At 43.1% G+C, this 17764-nt stretch carries 15 protein-coding genes and 1 other RNA gene; 5 read left to right on the plus strand and 11 right to left on the minus strand.

Annotation, left to right across the window (positions count from 1 at the left end; all coding sequences use genetic code 11):
* Positions 1 to 166: 166 nt before the first annotated feature.
* Positions 167 to 1063 carry a YncE family protein gene (locus tag AABS66_RS20465; RefSeq protein ID WP_430225415.1) on the plus strand — a complete coding sequence of 299 codons (897 nt, stop codon included), beginning with the start codon at positions 167 to 169 and terminating at the stop codon, positions 1061 to 1063.
* A 99-nt stretch (positions 1064 to 1162) separates the two neighbouring features.
* Here AABS66_RS20465 and gcvP read toward each other — a convergent pair whose 3' ends face one another.
* The 7 genes from gcvP to AABS66_RS20500 all read right to left on the minus strand — a co-directional run bounded on the left by gcvP (position 1163) and on the right by AABS66_RS20500 (position 11068).
* Positions 1163 to 4039: an aminomethyl-transferring glycine dehydrogenase gene (gcvP, locus tag AABS66_RS20470; RefSeq protein ID WP_371007022.1), complete on the minus strand. Its 2877-nt coding sequence runs from the start codon at positions 4037 to 4039 to the stop codon at positions 1163 to 1165.
* A gap of 381 nt (positions 4040 to 4420) precedes the next feature.
* The gene (gcvH, locus tag AABS66_RS20475) at positions 4421 to 4813 is read right to left on the minus strand and encodes a glycine cleavage system protein GcvH (RefSeq protein WP_047756761.1); all 393 of its coding nucleotides are present in this window, start codon (positions 4811 to 4813) and stop codon (positions 4421 to 4423) included.
* A gap of 43 nt (positions 4814 to 4856) precedes the next feature.
* Positions 4857 to 5951 (minus strand): glycine cleavage system aminomethyltransferase GcvT, encoded by a 1095-nt coding sequence (gene gcvT / locus AABS66_RS20480; RefSeq protein WP_206082652.1) that lies wholly within the window; start codon positions 5949 to 5951, stop codon positions 4857 to 4859.
* A 570-nt stretch (positions 5952 to 6521) separates the two neighbouring features.
* Positions 6522 to 7751 carry an FAD-dependent 2-octaprenylphenol hydroxylase gene (gene ubiI / locus AABS66_RS20485; RefSeq protein WP_272539128.1) on the minus strand — a complete coding sequence of 410 codons (1230 nt, stop codon included), beginning with the start codon at positions 7749 to 7751 and terminating at the stop codon, positions 6522 to 6524.
* Between the two features lie 24 nt (positions 7752 to 7775).
* A complete protein-coding gene (gene ubiH / locus AABS66_RS20490; RefSeq protein WP_349415784.1) occupies positions 7776 to 8954 on the minus strand; it encodes a 2-octaprenyl-6-methoxyphenyl hydroxylase in 1179 nt (392 codons plus the stop codon).
* Between the two features lie 48 nt (positions 8955 to 9002).
* Positions 9003 to 10325, minus strand: coding sequence for a Xaa-Pro aminopeptidase (gene pepP, locus AABS66_RS20495; RefSeq protein WP_272539126.1), 1323 nt, complete (start codon positions 10323 to 10325; stop codon positions 9003 to 9005).
* Positions 10326 to 10489: 164 nt separating this feature from the next.
* Positions 10490 to 11068 carry a YecA family protein gene (locus AABS66_RS20500; RefSeq protein ID WP_206082656.1) on the minus strand — a complete coding sequence of 193 codons (579 nt, stop codon included), beginning with the start codon at positions 11066 to 11068 and terminating at the stop codon, positions 10490 to 10492.
* A 138-nt stretch (positions 11069 to 11206) separates the two neighbouring features.
* Between AABS66_RS20500 and zapA the strand changes: the two genes are divergently transcribed.
* The 3 genes from zapA to AABS66_RS20515 all read left to right on the plus strand — a co-directional run bounded on the left by zapA (position 11207) and on the right by AABS66_RS20515 (position 12539).
* Entirely contained in the window at positions 11207 to 11536 is a 330-nt protein-coding gene (zapA, locus tag AABS66_RS20505; RefSeq protein WP_047756767.1) for a cell division protein ZapA, read from the plus strand.
* A gap of 110 nt (positions 11537 to 11646) precedes the next feature.
* Positions 11647 to 11828, plus strand: a non-coding RNA gene (gene ssrS / locus AABS66_RS20510) — 6S RNA.
* Between the two features lie 120 nt (positions 11829 to 11948).
* Entirely contained in the window at positions 11949 to 12539 is a 591-nt protein-coding gene (locus tag AABS66_RS20515) for a 5-formyltetrahydrofolate cyclo-ligase (protein ID WP_430225416.1), read from the plus strand.
* Positions 12540 to 12585: 46 nt separating this feature from the next.
* On the opposite strand, the gene serA is transcribed toward AABS66_RS20515, so the two are convergent.
* Entirely contained in the window at positions 12586 to 13836 is a 1251-nt protein-coding gene (serA, locus tag AABS66_RS20520) for a phosphoglycerate dehydrogenase (protein ID WP_206082658.1), read from the minus strand.
* Between the two features lie 482 nt (positions 13837 to 14318).
* Positions 14319 to 14981, minus strand: a complete 663-nt coding sequence (gene rpiA / locus AABS66_RS20525) for a ribose-5-phosphate isomerase RpiA (RefSeq protein WP_206082659.1) — start codon at positions 14979 to 14981, stop codon at positions 14319 to 14321.
* A gap of 193 nt (positions 14982 to 15174) precedes the next feature.
* On the opposite strand from rpiA, the gene AABS66_RS20530 reads away from it, so the two are divergent.
* Positions 15175 to 16089 carry a LysR family transcriptional regulator ArgP gene (locus AABS66_RS20530; protein ID WP_430225417.1) on the plus strand — a complete coding sequence of 305 codons (915 nt, stop codon included), beginning with the start codon at positions 15175 to 15177 and terminating at the stop codon, positions 16087 to 16089.
* Here AABS66_RS20530 and AABS66_RS20535 read toward each other — a convergent pair.
* Positions 16086 to 16817 carry an oxidative stress defense protein gene (locus tag AABS66_RS20535; RefSeq protein WP_206082661.1) on the minus strand — a complete coding sequence of 244 codons (732 nt, stop codon included), beginning with the start codon at positions 16815 to 16817 and terminating at the stop codon, positions 16086 to 16088. The genes AABS66_RS20530 and AABS66_RS20535 overlap by 4 nt on opposite strands.
* 155 nt (positions 16818 to 16972) lie before the next feature.
* Entirely contained in the window at positions 16973 to 17605 is a 633-nt protein-coding gene (gene argO, locus AABS66_RS20540) for an arginine exporter ArgO (RefSeq protein ID WP_371007024.1), read from the minus strand.
* Positions 17606 to 17764: the final 159 nt, after the last annotated feature.

Consider the following 17764-nt stretch of genomic DNA (forward strand, 5'->3'; position numbering starts at 1 on the left):
TCGCTTTAGCCTAATCCAGAAAGCATCTCTTCACTTACCTCCTCCTTAAATAAAACTAGCCTAATTAATAGCCATTTATTAAATCAAATTAAACTATACTTAGATAAATAATTGCCTAGTAATTTATCTTTTATGCAGTTTTGATTCGCTGTCAATGAGGTTAGATATGCCAAAAGACAATAAAAATGCTTCCCCTTATTTGTTATTGCTTGATATTCATTCCCCTTCTATTGTTCAGTTCAATAAGTCAACTCATCACCTAATGCCTCTAATTGAAGGACTCGGGGGTACACCTGACGGTATTGCAGTTGATCCTGATAATCGCTTAATCTATTGGAGCAACATGGGGGATAATTTTGATGAAAATGATGGCTCAATCAATGTTATGCATTTTGATGGTAGCAATAGAAAAATGCTATTAGGCGAAGGAGCAATAAGAACCCCCAAACAATTACAACTCGATCTGCTCAATCAACGGTTATATTGGTGCGATCGTGAAGGTGGAATGGTTTGCTCCTGCAGCATTAATGGTTCTGATCTAATGACCCACATTGCAAGGCCGCGAGATAAAAATGATCAAGTTGACATACTTGAACAATGTGTAGGCTTTGCCCTTGATCTAAAAAACAATTGGATTTACTGGACGCAAAAAGGAACGCCTAAGGGAAACTTAGGACGCATTTTTAGAGCACCATTAAGACCCAAAAATCCGCAATCTCCAGAAAGCCGCAGTGATATTCAGTTACTCTTGGCTGATTTACCTGAGCCTATCGATTTGTTACTCGATGAAGAAGCGAATATTTTATATTGGACTGATAGAGGGGCTGAACCTGATGGTAATAGCCTAAATTGTGCCAATGTCACCCTTCACGGGCTCACGAATCACCGCGTGATCAGCCGAGGATTCAAAGAAACAATAGACCTAACTTATGATAAATCGGCACAACTGATGTATGTCGCCGATCTCCGTGGCGGCGTTTATCAAGCTAATATAACAACGGGTGAGGTTGAAAAAATTTACCAAGGCAACAGTTATACAGGTATTGACCAATATTCTGGTTAAACGATAGAAGAATAAAAAGGCTTGCCCCAATGAAAATGAAAAAGGAAGCAAGCCTAATATTTATCTAACTAAATACATCTAGTTTACCCGATTAATCAATTACATATATTCTTCAATCGGCACACATGAACAATGTAAATGACGGTCGCCATAGACATCATCAAGACGTTTTACTGCTGGCCAATATTTGTTCGCTCTGGTTTGTTCCGTTGGGAATACTGCCAGCTCGCGGCTATAAGCGTGTGGCCACTCACTTGCCAGTTCAGTTTGCACGTGAGGGGAATTCACTAACGGGTTATCTTCTAATGTCCATTTCCCTTCAACCACTTGGTCAATTTCATCACGTATCGCTAACATCGCATCGATAAAACGATTGATTTCTGTGATACTTTCAGACTCAGTTGGCTCAATCATCAATGTTCCCGCCACAGGGAAAGACATCGTTGGCGCATGGAAGCCATAGTCAATCAGACGCTTAGCAATATCTAATTCGCTGATCCCAGTATCTTTCTTAATAGGACGCAAATCGACGATACATTCGTGAGCCACATAGCCCTCTTGCCCCGTGTACAGAATGTCATAACGACCCGCAAGGCGCTTAGCGATGTAGTTCGCATTCAAAATCGCCACTTGACTAGCCTTTCTTAAGCCATATGAGCCCATCATGCGAATATACATCCAGCTGATAGGTAAGATTGACGCACTACCAAACGGAGCAGCGGAAACCGCGCCTTGGTCAGTAACCATATCTAATTCAACCACACTATGCCCTGGCACAAATGGTGCGAGATGCTTTTTCACACCAATAGGCCCCATACCTGGACCGCCGCCGCCATGTGGAATACAGAAAGTTTTATGTAAATTAAGATGAGAAACATCCGCGCCAATGAAGCCAGGTGTCGTCAACCCAACCTGCGCATTCATATTGGCACCATCAAGGTACACTTGCCCACCGTGCTGGTGAATGATTTCACACACTTCGCGAATGCTTTCTTCATACACTCCATGGGTGGATGGATAAGTGACCATCACACAGGATAAATCATCGCTATGCTGCTGTGCTTTTTCACGCAAATCCGTTAAGTCGATATTACCTTCATCATCACAACGCACCACCACGACTTCCATTCCTGCCATATGGGCAGATGCAGGGTTAGTACCATGCGCAGAAGCAGGGATCAAGCAAATATTACGCGCACCTTCATTGCGGCTTTCATGGTAACGGCGAATAGCTAACAGACCAGCGTATTCCCCTTGTGCACCTGAGTTTGGCTGCATACAAACCGCATCATAACCCGTTAATTGCACCAACCAGTGAGAGAGCTGCTCAATCATTTGGTGATAGCCTTGAGCTTGATCCGCTGGACAGAATGGGTGTAGCTCGCCAAACTCTGGCCACGTAATTGGGATCATTTCCGCGGCAGCATTGAGCTTCATGGTGCAAGAACCTAGCGGGATCATGGCTTGGTTCAGCGCTAAGTCTTTGCGCTCTAAGCTATGCATATAACGCATCATTTCCGTTTCGCTGTGGTAACGGTGGAAATTAGGATGCGCTAAGATTTCGTCTTTACGCTGTAATGCAGTGGGGATGGCTTGTTCAATTTCAGCAACTTGCTGATCTAGCTTTTCAAAATTTAGTTTTTCGTCTGAGCCAGTGATTACTGCAAATAATTGATTGATATCTTGGCGAGTGGTTGTTTCACTTAGTGTGACACCTACAGCGCCATGAATATCAGTACGTAAGTTGATTTTTGCTTTTTCTGCACGCGCTAATACCGCAGTTTTGTCTGCCACCTCAATCGCTAAAGTATCAAACCATGTTTTGTGACGTGATACAAAACCTGCATCTGCTAACGCTTTCGCCAAAATTGATGTAAAGCGGTGGATACGCCCTGCAATCAATTTAAGCCCTTCAGGGCCATGATACACCGCGTACATGGCAGCAATATTAGCCAGTAATACTTGGGATGTACAAATATTCGAGTTCGCTTTTTCACGGCGAATATGTTGTTCACGGGTTTGCATTGCCATGCGTAATGCCGTATTACCCGCTGCATCACGTGAAACACCAATAATACGACCTGGCATAGCCCGTTTAAACTCATCACGGCATGCAAAGAATGCTGCGTGAGGCCCACCATAGCCCATCGGTACACCAAAGCGCTGAGCGGAGCCAAAAACAATGTCCGCCCCTTGTTTACCTGGGGCCGTTAATAATACGAGCGCCATCATTTCTGCCGCAACACAGCTGACAATTTGACGCTCTTTTAATTGGGCGAGCAGCTCAGTGTAATCATGAACATTGCCTGTTGTGCCAACTTGTTGTAACAACACACCAAATACGCCTTCATGATCTAAAACTTTTTCAGCGCTATCGACAATAATTTCAAAGCCGAAAGTCCCTGCACGCGTGCGCACTACATCAAGCGTTTGTGGGTGAACGTCATCCGCCACAAAGAAACGCTCCGCATTTTTTAATTTACTAATGCGCTTCGCCATCGCCATCGCTTCTGCCGCGGCAGTGGCTTCATCCAATAATGATGCAGAAGCAAGGTCTAACCCTGTTAGGTCAATAGTCAGTTGCTGGAAATTAAGCAGAGATTCTAAGCGGCCTTGGGATACTTCGGGTTGATATGGGGTATAAGCCGTATACCAACCTGGGTTTTCCAGTAAGTTACGTAAGATAACAGGTGGCAATACAGCAGGTGCATAGCCCATCCCAATGTAGCTTTTATAGCGTTTATTCAACGATGCAATGGCTTTTAACTCAGCCAATGCTTCTTGTTCGGTGGCTCCGCCGCCTACTCTTGGCGGCTCTGGAAGTAAAATGGCCTTCGGCACAATTTTATCCATTAAGTTATCGAGCGATGACGCCCCCACGGTATCTAACATGGTTTTTATTTGTTGTTCTGAAGATCCAATGTGGCGCGAGATAAATTCTGAACGGTTTTCTAATTGACTCAGTGACATCGACATATCTGTGTTCCCATCCTTTGTCTGCTATGCATAAGTTGTCGGGCGGTTATTACGGAACTTGCGAGATAACACTCAAAATCAGTGATGTAGCGATTTGTTTCTTGTTTCTAACGAATTATATTTTATCAATCCTCTAAATAGTTCAACTTGTGGCTAGGCGGCAAGCAAATGAGCCCCTAGGAGCATACACAAGTATGTGACTAGGGCGAGTGAGCGAAGCCAACACCGCCACAAGATGAAATATGACGAGGATTTTATTCTAAATAGTTTGAGTTGTGGCTAGGCGGCAAACGAAGACAATCTTGGGGAGCATACACAAGTATGTGACCCAAGTTGTCGAGTGCAGCCAACACCGCCACAACACAAAAGATGACAAATAAACTATTCTTCAGCTTCAATCATAGAGGTATACCCCGCCGCATCAATCAAATCCGCCAGCTCTGCGGTATCCGATGCTTTAATACGGAAAATCCAACCTTCTTGGTATGGTTGTTCATTTACCAGCTCAGGAGAATCGCTCAGTTCGCTGTTTACTGCCACAATTTCGCCGCTCAGTGGTGCATAGATATCGGATGCCGCTTTAACGGACTCGACCACAGCAACATCATCACCTGCACTGACGACATTTCCCACCTCTGGTAAATCAACAAACACCATGTCCCCTAACGTTTCTTGCGCATGTTCAGTGATACCAACGGTATATTCACCATTGCCTTCATCACGCAGCCACTCATGTTCACGGGTATACATTAACTCTTTAGGTGTATTGCTCATCATTAGCCTCTCATTTTAAATTTATTGATTGGGTTAGCCCAAATTACACTAAGCGGTTACCTTCGCGGACAAAGCCCGGTTTAACCACTTCAACTGGCATTTCTCGCTGTCGAATTTCAACAATCGCTTTGTCTTGAATTCCGTTCGGGACACGTGCCAACGCAATACTAAAACCTAAAGTGGGTGAGAAAGAACCACTGGTAATGACGCCTTCTTTCAATTCACCCAAATCATCAGTGAAGCGAATCACTTGCCCTGCACGCAGTATACCCTTATCACGCATCACAATACCGACAAGTTTTTCTGTTCCTTGCTCACGTAATTTTTCGAGCGCTTCACGGCCAATAAACTGGCGGTCTTCAGGTTTCCACGCAATCGTCCAACCCATATTTGCAGCAAGAGGAGAAATTGTTTCATCCATATCTTGGCCGTATAGGTTCATCCCTGCCTCTAAACGTAATGTATCACGGGCACCTAAGCCTGCAGGATGAACACCTGCTTTCAATAATTTATGCCAAAAATCAACAACCTGTTCTTTTGGCATTGCAATTTCATAGCCTTTTTCGCCAGTATAACCCGTTGTTGCGATAAACAAATCGCCAGTTTGAACGCCATAAAATGGCTTCATACCCTCAATGGCATGCTTTTGCTCTGGGCTCAATAATGAATGGACTTTCTCTGGCGCTTTAGGGCCTTGAACAGCAAGAAGAGCTAAATCATCACGCACTTGGATATCGACGGCATAGCCTGCAGCGTGTTGCTCAATCCATGCAAGGTCTTTTTCCCGTGTTGCCGAGTTAACCACGAGACGATAAAAATCATCAGCAAAGTAATACACAATCAAGTCATCAATCACACCACCTGATGCATTCAACATACCGGTATACAGTGCTTTGCCTTGCTCGGTGAGTTTATTGATATCATTCGCTAAAAGGTAACGAAGGAAGTCACGGCAGCCACCGCCATGCAAATCGACAATGGTCATATGGGAAACATCAAACATCCCTGCATCCGTTCGAACAACATTATGTTCATTAATTTGCGAACCATAATGCAATGGCATCATCCAACCATGAAAATCCACCATCTTTGCACCACAAGCAATATGCTCGTCATACAGTGTTGTCTGCTTTACCATGAATACCCTCTTTGTTCGATTAAGATATTTTGGAATGTTTACGGGTTAAAAATATCAATTGGTCATTATTAAATGGGCATTTTTAACCTAACGCAAACGATAACTTCTGTTAAAAAACTACCACTGTTTGCCTTCTGACTCTATAAAAAAAAATAGGGCGATATCTCCCTCTGTATTACTGATTACCCCCTACTTTTACCAGTGATTTTTGTTAAATAATTGAGAATGATCACTCAAAAACAGCCCAACACTGCTTATTTAGCTCAAAATATCGTCAGGCAGCTCTAAAAACACATGAATGATTTAATTAATTAAAAGCCCATTAAATTAGAAAAACTAATGCGAAAACTTGATATAATTAGTTTTTTTCAGTCATTGATGGAAATAATAACAGAGCACAATTAACTCAGAAATGATCATCAATGGCGACAAAAGATAAAAAGATGAATGACTCAATTATTTAAATTGGCAATTGATGTTATGAAAAAATAGGTCACTGATAGTGGAAAATTGGAAGGTTTTAATCATTTGAGAAGGCATAATTTATATTATGCCTTCTGAGAAAGGAATTTATACTACTTCATCAACTTGTAGCTGTTCCAACCACTTAGGCATATCAAACAACCCCATCGCGTGGTTCAATAATTGGGGTTTTACACCTGGTAGGCTATCTGCCAATACTAAGCCTATATCACGCAAGAGTTTTTTCGCTGGGTTATTGCCATCGAACAACTCACGGAAACCTTGCATCCCTGCTAACATCAATGCAGCGCTGTGTTTACGACTACGCTCATAATCGCGCAAATAAAAATACTGGCCAAAATCCTTACCTTCACGATGTAAACGCTTAATTTCACCGATTAACATCGCCACATCCATGAAACCAAGGTTAACCCCTTGTCCAGCCAATGGGTGGATGGTATGGGCTGCATCCCCCAATAAGGCTAATCGCTGCGCCGCAAACTGCCGTGCATAACGCCCTGTGAGCGGAATGGTCATACGGTCACTTTCGACTTGGCAAAGGCCAAGCTGAACATCGAACGCAACAGCAAGTTCTTTATCAAAATCGGCTTTATCCAATGCTTGGCGCCTTGCGGCTTCTGTTGCCGGCTGTGACCAAACAATGGAGCAAAGATGCGGATCAGCTAATGGTAGAAAGGCCAAAATGCCTTCGCCATCAAAAGATTGGCGAGCAACACCTTCGTGCGGTTTTTCTGTGCGAATAGTTGCCACCAGCGCGGTATGTTCGTAATCCCAAAACGTCAGTGGGATATCGGCATGGCTGCGTAACCACGAATTCGCGCCATCAGCACCTACAATCAGCCTTGCAGTCAACATGTTTTCATCATCTAACGTGATAAACACATCATTCTCACCCCATACGACTTTTTTAATGGTTGCAGGTGCCAATAATGTCACATCACGCAGTTCAGAAGCCTTTTGCCACAATGCATCGCGTACCACATTATTTTCGACAATATGGCCTAAATGAGTCAGATTGCGCTCTTGTGCTGAAAATGTGATACGCCCAAAACTGTTGTTGTCCCACACTTCCATACCGTTATAGGCGGCAGCTCTCATGCTTTTAATCGCTGGCCAAACGCCCAAATGGGTTAACAGTTTTTCACTTGCCGCATTAATCGCGGATACTCGTAATGCATAAGGCTCCGACGCAGAAAATGTCTTTTTCGGTGGATGATTTTCCACCACAGCAACGCGCAGGCCGCTTCCTTCAAGGCCACATGCAAGGGCAAGCCCCACCATGCCACCACCAGCGATAACCACATCAAACGATTGCATACTTTTTTCCTCTTTATATCGTGGTTATTGGTGAACAACCCAGCCCAATGTTTGACGAGCCAAAACATCGCGGACAGGCGGCAACATCTCCATTGCCATTAAACCTAAATTTCTTCCCACAATTAATGGGATACAGCGATTTGCAAATACGCGAACCAAACCATCAGTCATGGTCACAGTTTTTTCTCGGTCAATTGCACGAGCCTGTTGATACTGACTTAATAGGGAATAACTGCCAATATCTTGCTGATTTTCATGAGCCTTAACCACAATTTCTGCCAATTGCATCACATCACGAATACCAAGGTTAAACCCTTGCCCCGCGATAGGGTGTAATGTTTGAGCTGCATTACCGACTAAAACGACACGGTGACTCACTGGGTTCAGTGCTTTGCGAAGTGCCAGCGGGTAGCAATGGCGTTTACCCGCCATTTCTATTTTCCCTAGACGCCAACCAAATGCGGTCTGCAATTTGTTAATAAAGGTTGCATCATCCCATGCATTAATCGCCTCCGCATGTTCTTGATGATGACACCAAACTAGCGAGCTGCGCCCCTCTGACATAGGTAATAAAGCCAGTGGCCCAAACTCAGTAAAGCGTTCAAAAGCTTGGCCTTTCGGGTCAATGGCCGTTTTCACATTAGCAATAATGGCGACTTGGCCATAATCATCCTGCTGCCACTGCATATTGCAGGCTTGACCAACTAAAGAACGACTACCATCTGCAGCAATCAATAGTTCACCACTCACCGTTTTCCCCGTATCTAATGTCACGGTGACTGAATCTTGTTCGCGGCGAATACTGTCAACTTTTGCAGGGCAATATAACGTGACGCCAGGCGCCTTTCGTAATAGCGAAAAAAGACGAGCACCCGCTTCGTGCAACTCAATCACATTGCCAAGAGCAGGAATATGATAGTCTTTTGCGTTGATATTCACAAAACCTGCGTGCCCACGGTCAGAAACATGAACGTGAGTAATCGGCGTTACACAATCGGCAAACGCTGGCCATACCCCTATTTTCGCTAAATATTGGCACGTACCATGGGCTAATGCGATAGCACGCGCGTCGAATCCAGGGTGTTTACCTTCTGGTAAAGAGGCCTCGATTAATGAAACCGATAATTTTCCTTGGCTAAGTGAAGAAATTGCCAAGGCTAATGTCGCCCCAGCCATTCCTCCACCCACGATGATCACATTCATGGGTTGTTTATTACCTTTTTATGATTAACCTTTTACCGTTAATAACCTCTACCCTAAACGCTGCTTTGCAGCCGCCATTAGGGCTTCTATTTCATCAGGGTCTTTGACTACTAAATCCGTTAAGTTTTCATTCCCGTTTTCAGTGATCACAATATCATCTTCAATACGAATACCGATGCCACGGTATTGTGGCGGTACGTCAGCATCTGGCGCAATATATAAACCAGGTTCAACCGTCAGCACCATTCCTACTTCTAGTGTACGGTCACGGTCTGTACCATAGAAACCAACATCGTGCACATCTAACCCTAACCAATGACTTAAACCATGCATAAAGAAAGCTTGATATGCTTTGTTTTCGATCAATTGATCGACGTCGCCCTGTAAAATTCCGAGTGCAACTAACCCTTCAGTCTTAATCCGCACAATTTCACGTGTTACCTCATGGATACTGGTACCTGGGCGATACAGCGTTAATGCTGTATCCAGCGCTTTAAGAACAATGTCATAAATTTCACGCTGTGCTTGACTAAACTTACCGTTCACTGGGAAAGTGCGGGTGATGTCCCCTGCATAGCCGTCAAACTCGGCGCCTGCGTCAATCAACACTAACTCGCCATCTTTCATTTGGCATTCATTTTCGGTGTAATGCAAAATGCAGGCATTTTCGCCGCTACCCACAATCGAGTTATACGATGGGAAACGCGCTCCATGACGAGTGAACTCGTGTTCTAACTCGCCACAGAGTTGATATTCATACATATTTGGTCGGCAGGTTTCCATCGCACGAATATGTGCTAAGGCAGAAATTCGCCCGGCCTCACGCATGGTATTCAGTTCGGCTTCAGATTTAAACAAGCGCATTTCATGGACGATTGGACGCCAATCGATAACCGCTTGCGGTGCACGTAGATTACGGCGACTGCCTTTACGCAAGGTTTCCAGCGCATCAAATACCAGCTTATCTGCATACGCAAATTCCCCCTGAGCATGATAAACCACATCCAATCCATTCAGTAATTGGTAAAGTTGTTCTTCAATTTCATCAAAGGGCAATGCTTTATCAATCCCCAGTTTTTGAGGGGCGGCTTCTTGACCAAGGCGACGACCAAACCAAATTTCAGCCGTTAAATCACGAACGCGGTTAAAAAGAACAGTATGGCTATGTTTTTCATCACTTTTAATCAGTACTAATACCGCTTCTGGCTCACTAAACCCTGTCAAATAAAGAAAATCACTGTGTTGACGATACGGGTATTCACAATCGGCATTACGCTGCGCAGTTGGTGCAGAAAAAACCACTGCTGCACTTCCCGCGTCCATTTTTGCCAATAATGCATTGCGACGAGCAACAAATTCCTGTTTATTCATACCGTTTTTGCCTTATTATCTGAATTATTAGGTTGCTAACATATTGTTGGTGCCAATATGCGCGACGATAATGACTTAACACTGATTAAAATCGACCCAAAGCCGCTTCGTTCTACCTTTCGATAAAACAAAGTGGCGTGTTTTTAGTCATAAACAAGTCGGGATTAGTGAAGGATCGGCTTGTTATTCTCAACAACAGTTGGGCCTTTTTTCGGCTCAACTAACGCGATATAACATAACTGCACAGCCACTCTCACGTATTCAACCACTTCTTCTAGTGCCTGTTCTAGTTCTTCTTGGTCTTCATCTTCATCGTAACCAAGCATCCCGATATTACGCAGATCCGTAATGACTTCACTGATTTCTTTTTTATCAGCTAATTTCGGTTGTGCGACACCCACGCCTAATAGAAAGTGATTAACCCAGCCCGCTAATGCGTCTGCGTGGTCAAATATCGACGCCTCTTCATCAGGGAATAGCATGGTAAATGCAAATTCACTGTCATCAAGTGCTTCAAATGTGGTATCGAACAATTCACGCAGAGGTTGAGCGACAGTTTGCGGGAATGCAAGACCATCGTTAGCAAGGTCATGGACAAGTGTTTGCCAGCCATGATCACGGCTTCCACCACAGATTAAGCCCGTAATTAAACCATGGATTTCCGCCGCGGTAAGTGCTATTGAGTGCTGTTGCAGCAGTTTGTCCAGTGATTCATAGTTTGGTAAAGATTTTTGTATAGACATCTGAATTCGTCATGTTAGCTTATGATTCGTGATATGCTACCATCAAGGGTAGTCGCTAACCAGTATGCTTTTGTCTTATCTATTAATTGCGCCAAATATGATGTATTTATGGCGAGTATTATTCAGTATGGAGGTTTCATGTCCGCACAACCTGTCGACATTCAGATTTTTGGGCGTTCAATGCGCGTTAATTGCCCATCAGAACAAAAAGAGGCCCTTCTTGAGTCGGCTAAAGAATTAGAACAACGCTTGCAAAATCTGAAAGATAAAAGCGGTGTTACCAATATGGAACAACTTATTTTTATCGTAGCATTGAACGTCTGTCACGAATTAGCACAAGAAAAGACAAAAACGCGTGATTATGCTTATAATATGGAAGAGAAGATAAAAATGTTGCAGCACACAATAGAACAAGCCTTGCACGATCAGGTGAAAATCACTGAGAGGCAAGTATTGCCCTTAGAGTAAATCTGCTTATTAATCAGACACTAGTAAAAAAAATATACAAAATTAGGGTTGCATTTTAAATCTAGTTTCGTACAATGAAATCACTGAGTAACGATAAGTTCTCAAACCAAATTTCTCTGAGATGCGCGTGAGTGGGCGAGTCCCCTGAGCCGATATTTCAACTAAAAAGAATGCGGTTATTGCGCTGGTGAGCATGCCTGATTCGTTCAGGAAGCCTAAAGGTTGCTAAACTGCGTTCACCTTGAACCAAGGGTTCAAGGGTTACAGCCTACAACGGCATCTTGGAGACCCTCAATTTAGTTTCTGCTTATTTTTCATTTGTTTTCTGCATAACCTTTCATCTTGCGATATACTCTAAGTAATATAATTACTGGGTTAACTGTTTCTTATTGCATTTATAACAGGTTATCACATGCAAGACTCCCTCTCGACACAACGCCAACAGGTACGCCGAACTATTCGTCAAGCACGCCGCCAACTAAGCCCTGAACAACAACACAGTGCCGCTGAGCAAGTCATGCATAACGCATTGCACCACCCGAAAATTGCACAAGCCAATAATATTGCGTTATTTCTTTCTTTTGATGGTGAAATTAATACCCAACCGCTTATTGATGCCTTATGGCAACAAAATAAACAGATTTACTTACCTGTTTTACACCCTTTTAGTGTCCACCATTTGCTATTTCTTCACTATCACCCAGATTCACAGCTAGTGAAAAATCGCTTTAATATTGCGGAGCCGCCATTAGATGTGCGTGATGTTTTACCACCCGAGCAACTTGATGTGATGTTAATTCCGCTAGTGGCCTTTGATAGCCAAGGACAACGCTTAGGAATGGGTGGCGGTTTTTACGATAGAACGTTATCGAATTGGCAGAAAAGTGGTTTTTACCCCATCGGTCTGGCTCATGATTGCCAACATGTTGAACAGTTGCCTGTTGCTCATTGGGATATTCCATTACCTGAAATTATTACCCCGAAAAAAATATGGCGCTGGTAATCAATACCTGCGCCATCGCATTAGAAATAAAACGGGTTATACGAAATTAGAATAACAGACGTGCACGAATAGTGCCTGGTAAGTCTTTCAGTTTTTGTAACGCTTCATCTGTTTGATTTGGTGTTTGCATCAATACGTCAATAACGACGTAACCAACATTGCCAGATGTCCGCAAATACTGACCCACTACGTTAATGTTACTTTCAGTAAACACTTGGTTAATGCTATTCAAGATACCAGGGCGGTTTTCATGGATATGCAAGAAACGGTTAGTATCTTCAGTATGCACTGGCAGAGAAACTTCTGGGAAGTTAACCGCAGAGAGCGTTGAACCGTTATCTGAGTATTTCGCAAGCTTACTTGCGACTTCTAATCCAATATTTTCTTGCGCTTCTTCTGTAGAGCCCCCGATGTGAGGGGTTAAGATCACATTATCGAATTTAATCAGTTCAGAAATAAATGGATCATTCGGGTCATTATTTGCCGCAGGCTCACTTGGGAATACGTCAACTGCTGCACCTGATAAATGCTTACTTTCCAGCGCAGCTGCCAATGCAGGAATATCCACCACAGTACCACGTGACGCATTAATAAAGATTGAACCTGGTTTCATGCGGTCAAACTGTTCTTTAGCAAACATGTTTTTCGTGCTAGCTGTTTCTGGGACATGGAGGCTGACGACATCACTCATATTGAGTAACTCAGTCAAAGAACGCACTTGTGTTGCATTTCCTAAAGGCAATTTATTTTCAATATCATAGAAGAAAACATTCATACCAATACCTTCAGCCAAGATCCCCAGCTGGGTACCGATATGGCCGTATCCAACGATACCAAGACGCTTACCACGTGCTTCAAAACAGCCTTTTGCTTGTTTTTCCCAAATGCCACGGTGTGCTTGCATATTCGCTTCAGGAATACGACGTAACAGCAGTAATAGTTGACCTAATACCATCTCAGCAACGGAACGGGTATTTGAGAATGGTGCATTAAAGACAGGGATACCGCGTTTTGCCGCAGCGTCCAAATCCACTTGGTTGGTTCCGATACAGAAACAACCCACCGCCACTAATTTTTCAGCAGCGGCGAAAATCTCTTCAGATAAATGAGTGCGGGAACGGATACCGACAAAGCGCGCATCTTTGATCGCTTCTTTTAATTCTTCATCAGATAATGCGCTTTTATGGTATTCAATATTGGTATAACCCGCCGCTTTTAGGTTATCAACAGCGCTCTGGTGAACACCTTCTAGCAGTAAAAATTTTATTTTGTCTTTATGCAAAGATACCTTGACCATTTCCCTACCCTATCGTGAACGTTTTAAATTTGTGACAGATGAATTTGCTTGTTTGACTCATGGTTTTGCTCAACATAATTCAAGGCATATCCATACCAGCACATTCATCTGCCTTGAAATCTGAAAAGAGTATACCAACATAGCAAAATTCCGCGCAGTATCAATACAACCGTTTGCTTAAGAGGTGCTAAAAAGCGCGAAGAAAAAGAAGTTAAATGGTAGAAAATCAGCAGCAGTAACACAAAATAAGGATTTTTCCTGCACAATACATATTAGTGTGAGATATATCACCAAAATCGCGGAATAATAAAAATAATGAAATAAATTTCAAATTAATGATATTTATAAAACTGGTCAATTATTTTCCTATCTACCCACTAACTAAATACGTTAATTCCTTTTTTACCTTATAAAAAAGCCAGCAACTAAACAGTTTGCTGGCCTATAAATTAGGTCAATTAATTCACCAAAATAATTAGCGATTATAATTTGATCGTTTTAACACCTTCATCTGTTGTTCCCATCAGGACAACATCAGCACCGCGATTAGCAAATAAACCAACAGTGACAACGCCCGCAATACCATTAATGGTATTTTCTAACGCGACAGGATCAACAATGCTTAAATTGTGAACATCTAAGATCACATTGCCGTTATCAGTGATCACATTTTGACGGTATTCTGGTGTACCGCCCAGTTTAACCAATTCACGTGCCACATAACTACGTGCCATTGGGATAACTTCAACAGGCAGAGGGAACTTACCTAATACATCAACCAGTTTTGATTGGTCAACAATACACACAAAGGTTTTCGCGATCGCAGAAACGATTTTTTCACGTGTTAACGCAGCACCACCGCCCTTGATCATGTTCATATGGTGATCGACTTCATCCGCACCATCAACGTAAACATCTAATGAATCCACTTCATTACAATCAAAAACAGGAATACCTAATGATTTAAGTTTTTGAGTAGACGCTTCAGAGCTAGAAACAGCGCCTTCAATTTGCCCTTTCATTGTCGCTAAAGCATCAATAAAGTGCGATGCAGTAGACCCTGTACCTACACCGACAATTGTGCCTGGTTTGACGTATTCTAGTGCTGCCCAACCCACCGCTTTTTTTAATTCATCCTGCGTCATGCTCATGCCTTTTGCTATTTAATTGAGACGTAATTGTGAATGAGTATATACCGAACCGAAAATAAGTTGCAGTGTTGTTCGCTGCATTTGTGCGTTACTTCTTGCGATTTGTCGGAAGCTCGCAATAATTGCAGGTGTTATCAATAAAAATATGGCATAGTGCTTAGCAGAATAACAACAAGGAGACTTTTTGATGAAGCGCCCTGACTACCGCGCATTACAAGCACTGGATGCTGTTATCCGTGAACGCGGCTTTGAGCGTGCAGCTCAAAAGCTTTGCATCACGCAATCTGCTGTTTCACAACGGATAAAACAGTTAGAGAACCTGTTCGGGCAACCTTTACTTGTACGAACCGTTCCGCCACATCCGACTGAACAAGGGCAAAAACTGTTAGCACTGCTTCATCAAGTTGAATTATTGGAAGAACAGTGGCTTGGAGATGAAAATACAGGGTCAACACCTCTATTACTTTCCCTTGCAGTTAACGCCGACAGTTTAGCAACGTGGTTTCTCCCTGCGCTCAACCCAGTTCTAGGCAATAGCCCTATTCGGTTGAATATCCAAGTGGAAGACGAAACACGCACTCAAGAACGTTTAAGACGCGGTGAAGTGGTGGGTGCAATCAGTATCCAGCCACAAGCGTTACCCGGCTGTTTAGTAGATAAACTAGGCGCCTTGGACTATATCTTTGTTGCTTCTCCTGATTTCGCCGCAAAATATTTCCCTGATGGCGTCACTCGCTCATCCCTATTAAAAGCCCCCGCAGTCGCATTTGACCACTTGGATGATATGCACCAAGCTTTTGTTCAGCAAAACTTTGGCTTATCGCCGGGCAGCGTTCCTTGCCATATTGTTAATTCGTCAGAAGCCTTTGTGCAATTAGCTAAGCAGGGTTCTACCTGTTGTATGATCCCTCATTTACAAATTGCCGAAGAATTGAAAAATGGTGAGTTAGTCGACTTAACACCGGGGCTATGCCAACGTCGTATGCTGTACTGGCACCGTTTTGCACCCGAAAGCCGTACCATGAAGAGAGTGACTGACGCCCTCTTAAAAACTGGGCGTCAGATGCTAAAACAAGAAGACGAAAATGAGGCTGAAAGTTAACGTTTCAGTTCAAATACAACATCAACTTGGTCATTAAAATCAATACTTTGCTGTTCATAGGTCTCATCAATATTGAGATCTTGAGCAGCGGCTTTCATTTTACCACCATAAGCTCTTGCCGCTATTGGATAAGGCACTGCCGCAGGTGCATTGTAACTAATGCTATACACTGGGCCCAACTGTGCATTAAACCCTTTTGCAACTTCAGTCGCTTGCTCTGTCGCATTTTTGATAGCTTGCGCACGAGCGGCATCACGGTATTGCTCAGGTTTTAACACCCCAAATTGCACAGAATTAATATCATTTAAACCTGCGGCTAACGCACCGTCTAATAGGGTGTTTAGTTGGTCAAGTTTAGTGACTTTCACTTCAACTGAACGGATTGCGGTATAACCTTCAATCGTCGATTTTTGCTTCACGCTGCTGTAATCATATTTTGGCTGCGTACGCACATTGGCGGCGTTAATGTCTTGTTTCTCGATTCCGTTTTTCTTTAAGAATTCGAAATACTCGGCAACACGCTTGTCTACCGCAGCCTTCGCAGCCGCAGCATCTTTTGCTGTCACTTCCACAACGATATTCAATGTCGCCATATCAGGTGTTGCTTTCACAACAGAATTACCCGATGTGGTAATGTGCGGGCCATTTGGTAGCGCATCGGCCAGAGACAGGGTAGGAACCGCTGCACCTGCCACCATGGCAGCGAGAACTAAAGATTTTAATTTCACAGAACCTCCCAATACAATAATTTGTCGCTAAAAAAGGGACAGTTCACCATAAACTATCCCGAGTACAAATTAACAGTAACACATCATAAAAAAAGTGCAGATCAGAATAATAAGAAATTCATAGTATTTATCATTCTGTTGAGGTTATGTTGTTATTAGGATACTAGCCCCAATCCTTTAAGCCCTTGTATTGCAAGTTGAAATGCAATAAACCACATCACACTTCCTACAAAGATATTAATAATTCGCTGTGACGCTGGCTTATTCAATACAGGCGAGAACCAAGCAGCCAAAATCGCTAATGCAAAAAACCACACAAATGATGCTGTCAGCGCGCCTGCCGTAAACCAAGGCCGTAATTGGCTTTCTAATTGCCCTCCCACGCTACCAAGCACCACGAATGTGTCCAAGTAAACATGCGGATTTAGCCATGTGACGGCAAATAGCGTAACTATCACTTTCCAGCGAGTAATCACTTTATTTTCAGCTTGTAAAACAACATCATCTGGGCTGAGTGCAGTACGGAACGCACCATAGCCATACCACACCAGAAAAATAACCCCTGCCCATGTAATTAACTGCATCAATATTTCGGATTGGCTCAATAGAGCGCTGCCACCAAATACCCCCCCAATAATTAACACGGTATCACTTAAAGCGCATAGAAATGCACTCATCATATGAAACTGTTTACGACTGCCTTGTTGTAAAACAAAGGCATTTTGTGGCCCTAGCGGTAAAATCATCGCTGCACCAAGAAGTGCACCCTGGATATAAGTTGTAAACATGCAAAAAACCCTAATAATTATTCAGTTTGTACACGCAAATAGTAACGAGAAAAAATTATTAGTGGAAATGATTAACTCTAATAGGTCATAAGCTAGGCTTATATAATAGAATGGGAATACAGAGACAAAAATAGCGCCATAAATAGCGCTATTTTATTG

This window comes from Providencia sp. SP181 (genome assembly GCF_050446505.1).
Taxonomy (GTDB): Bacteria; Pseudomonadota; Gammaproteobacteria; order Enterobacterales; family Enterobacteriaceae; genus Providencia; species Providencia vermicola.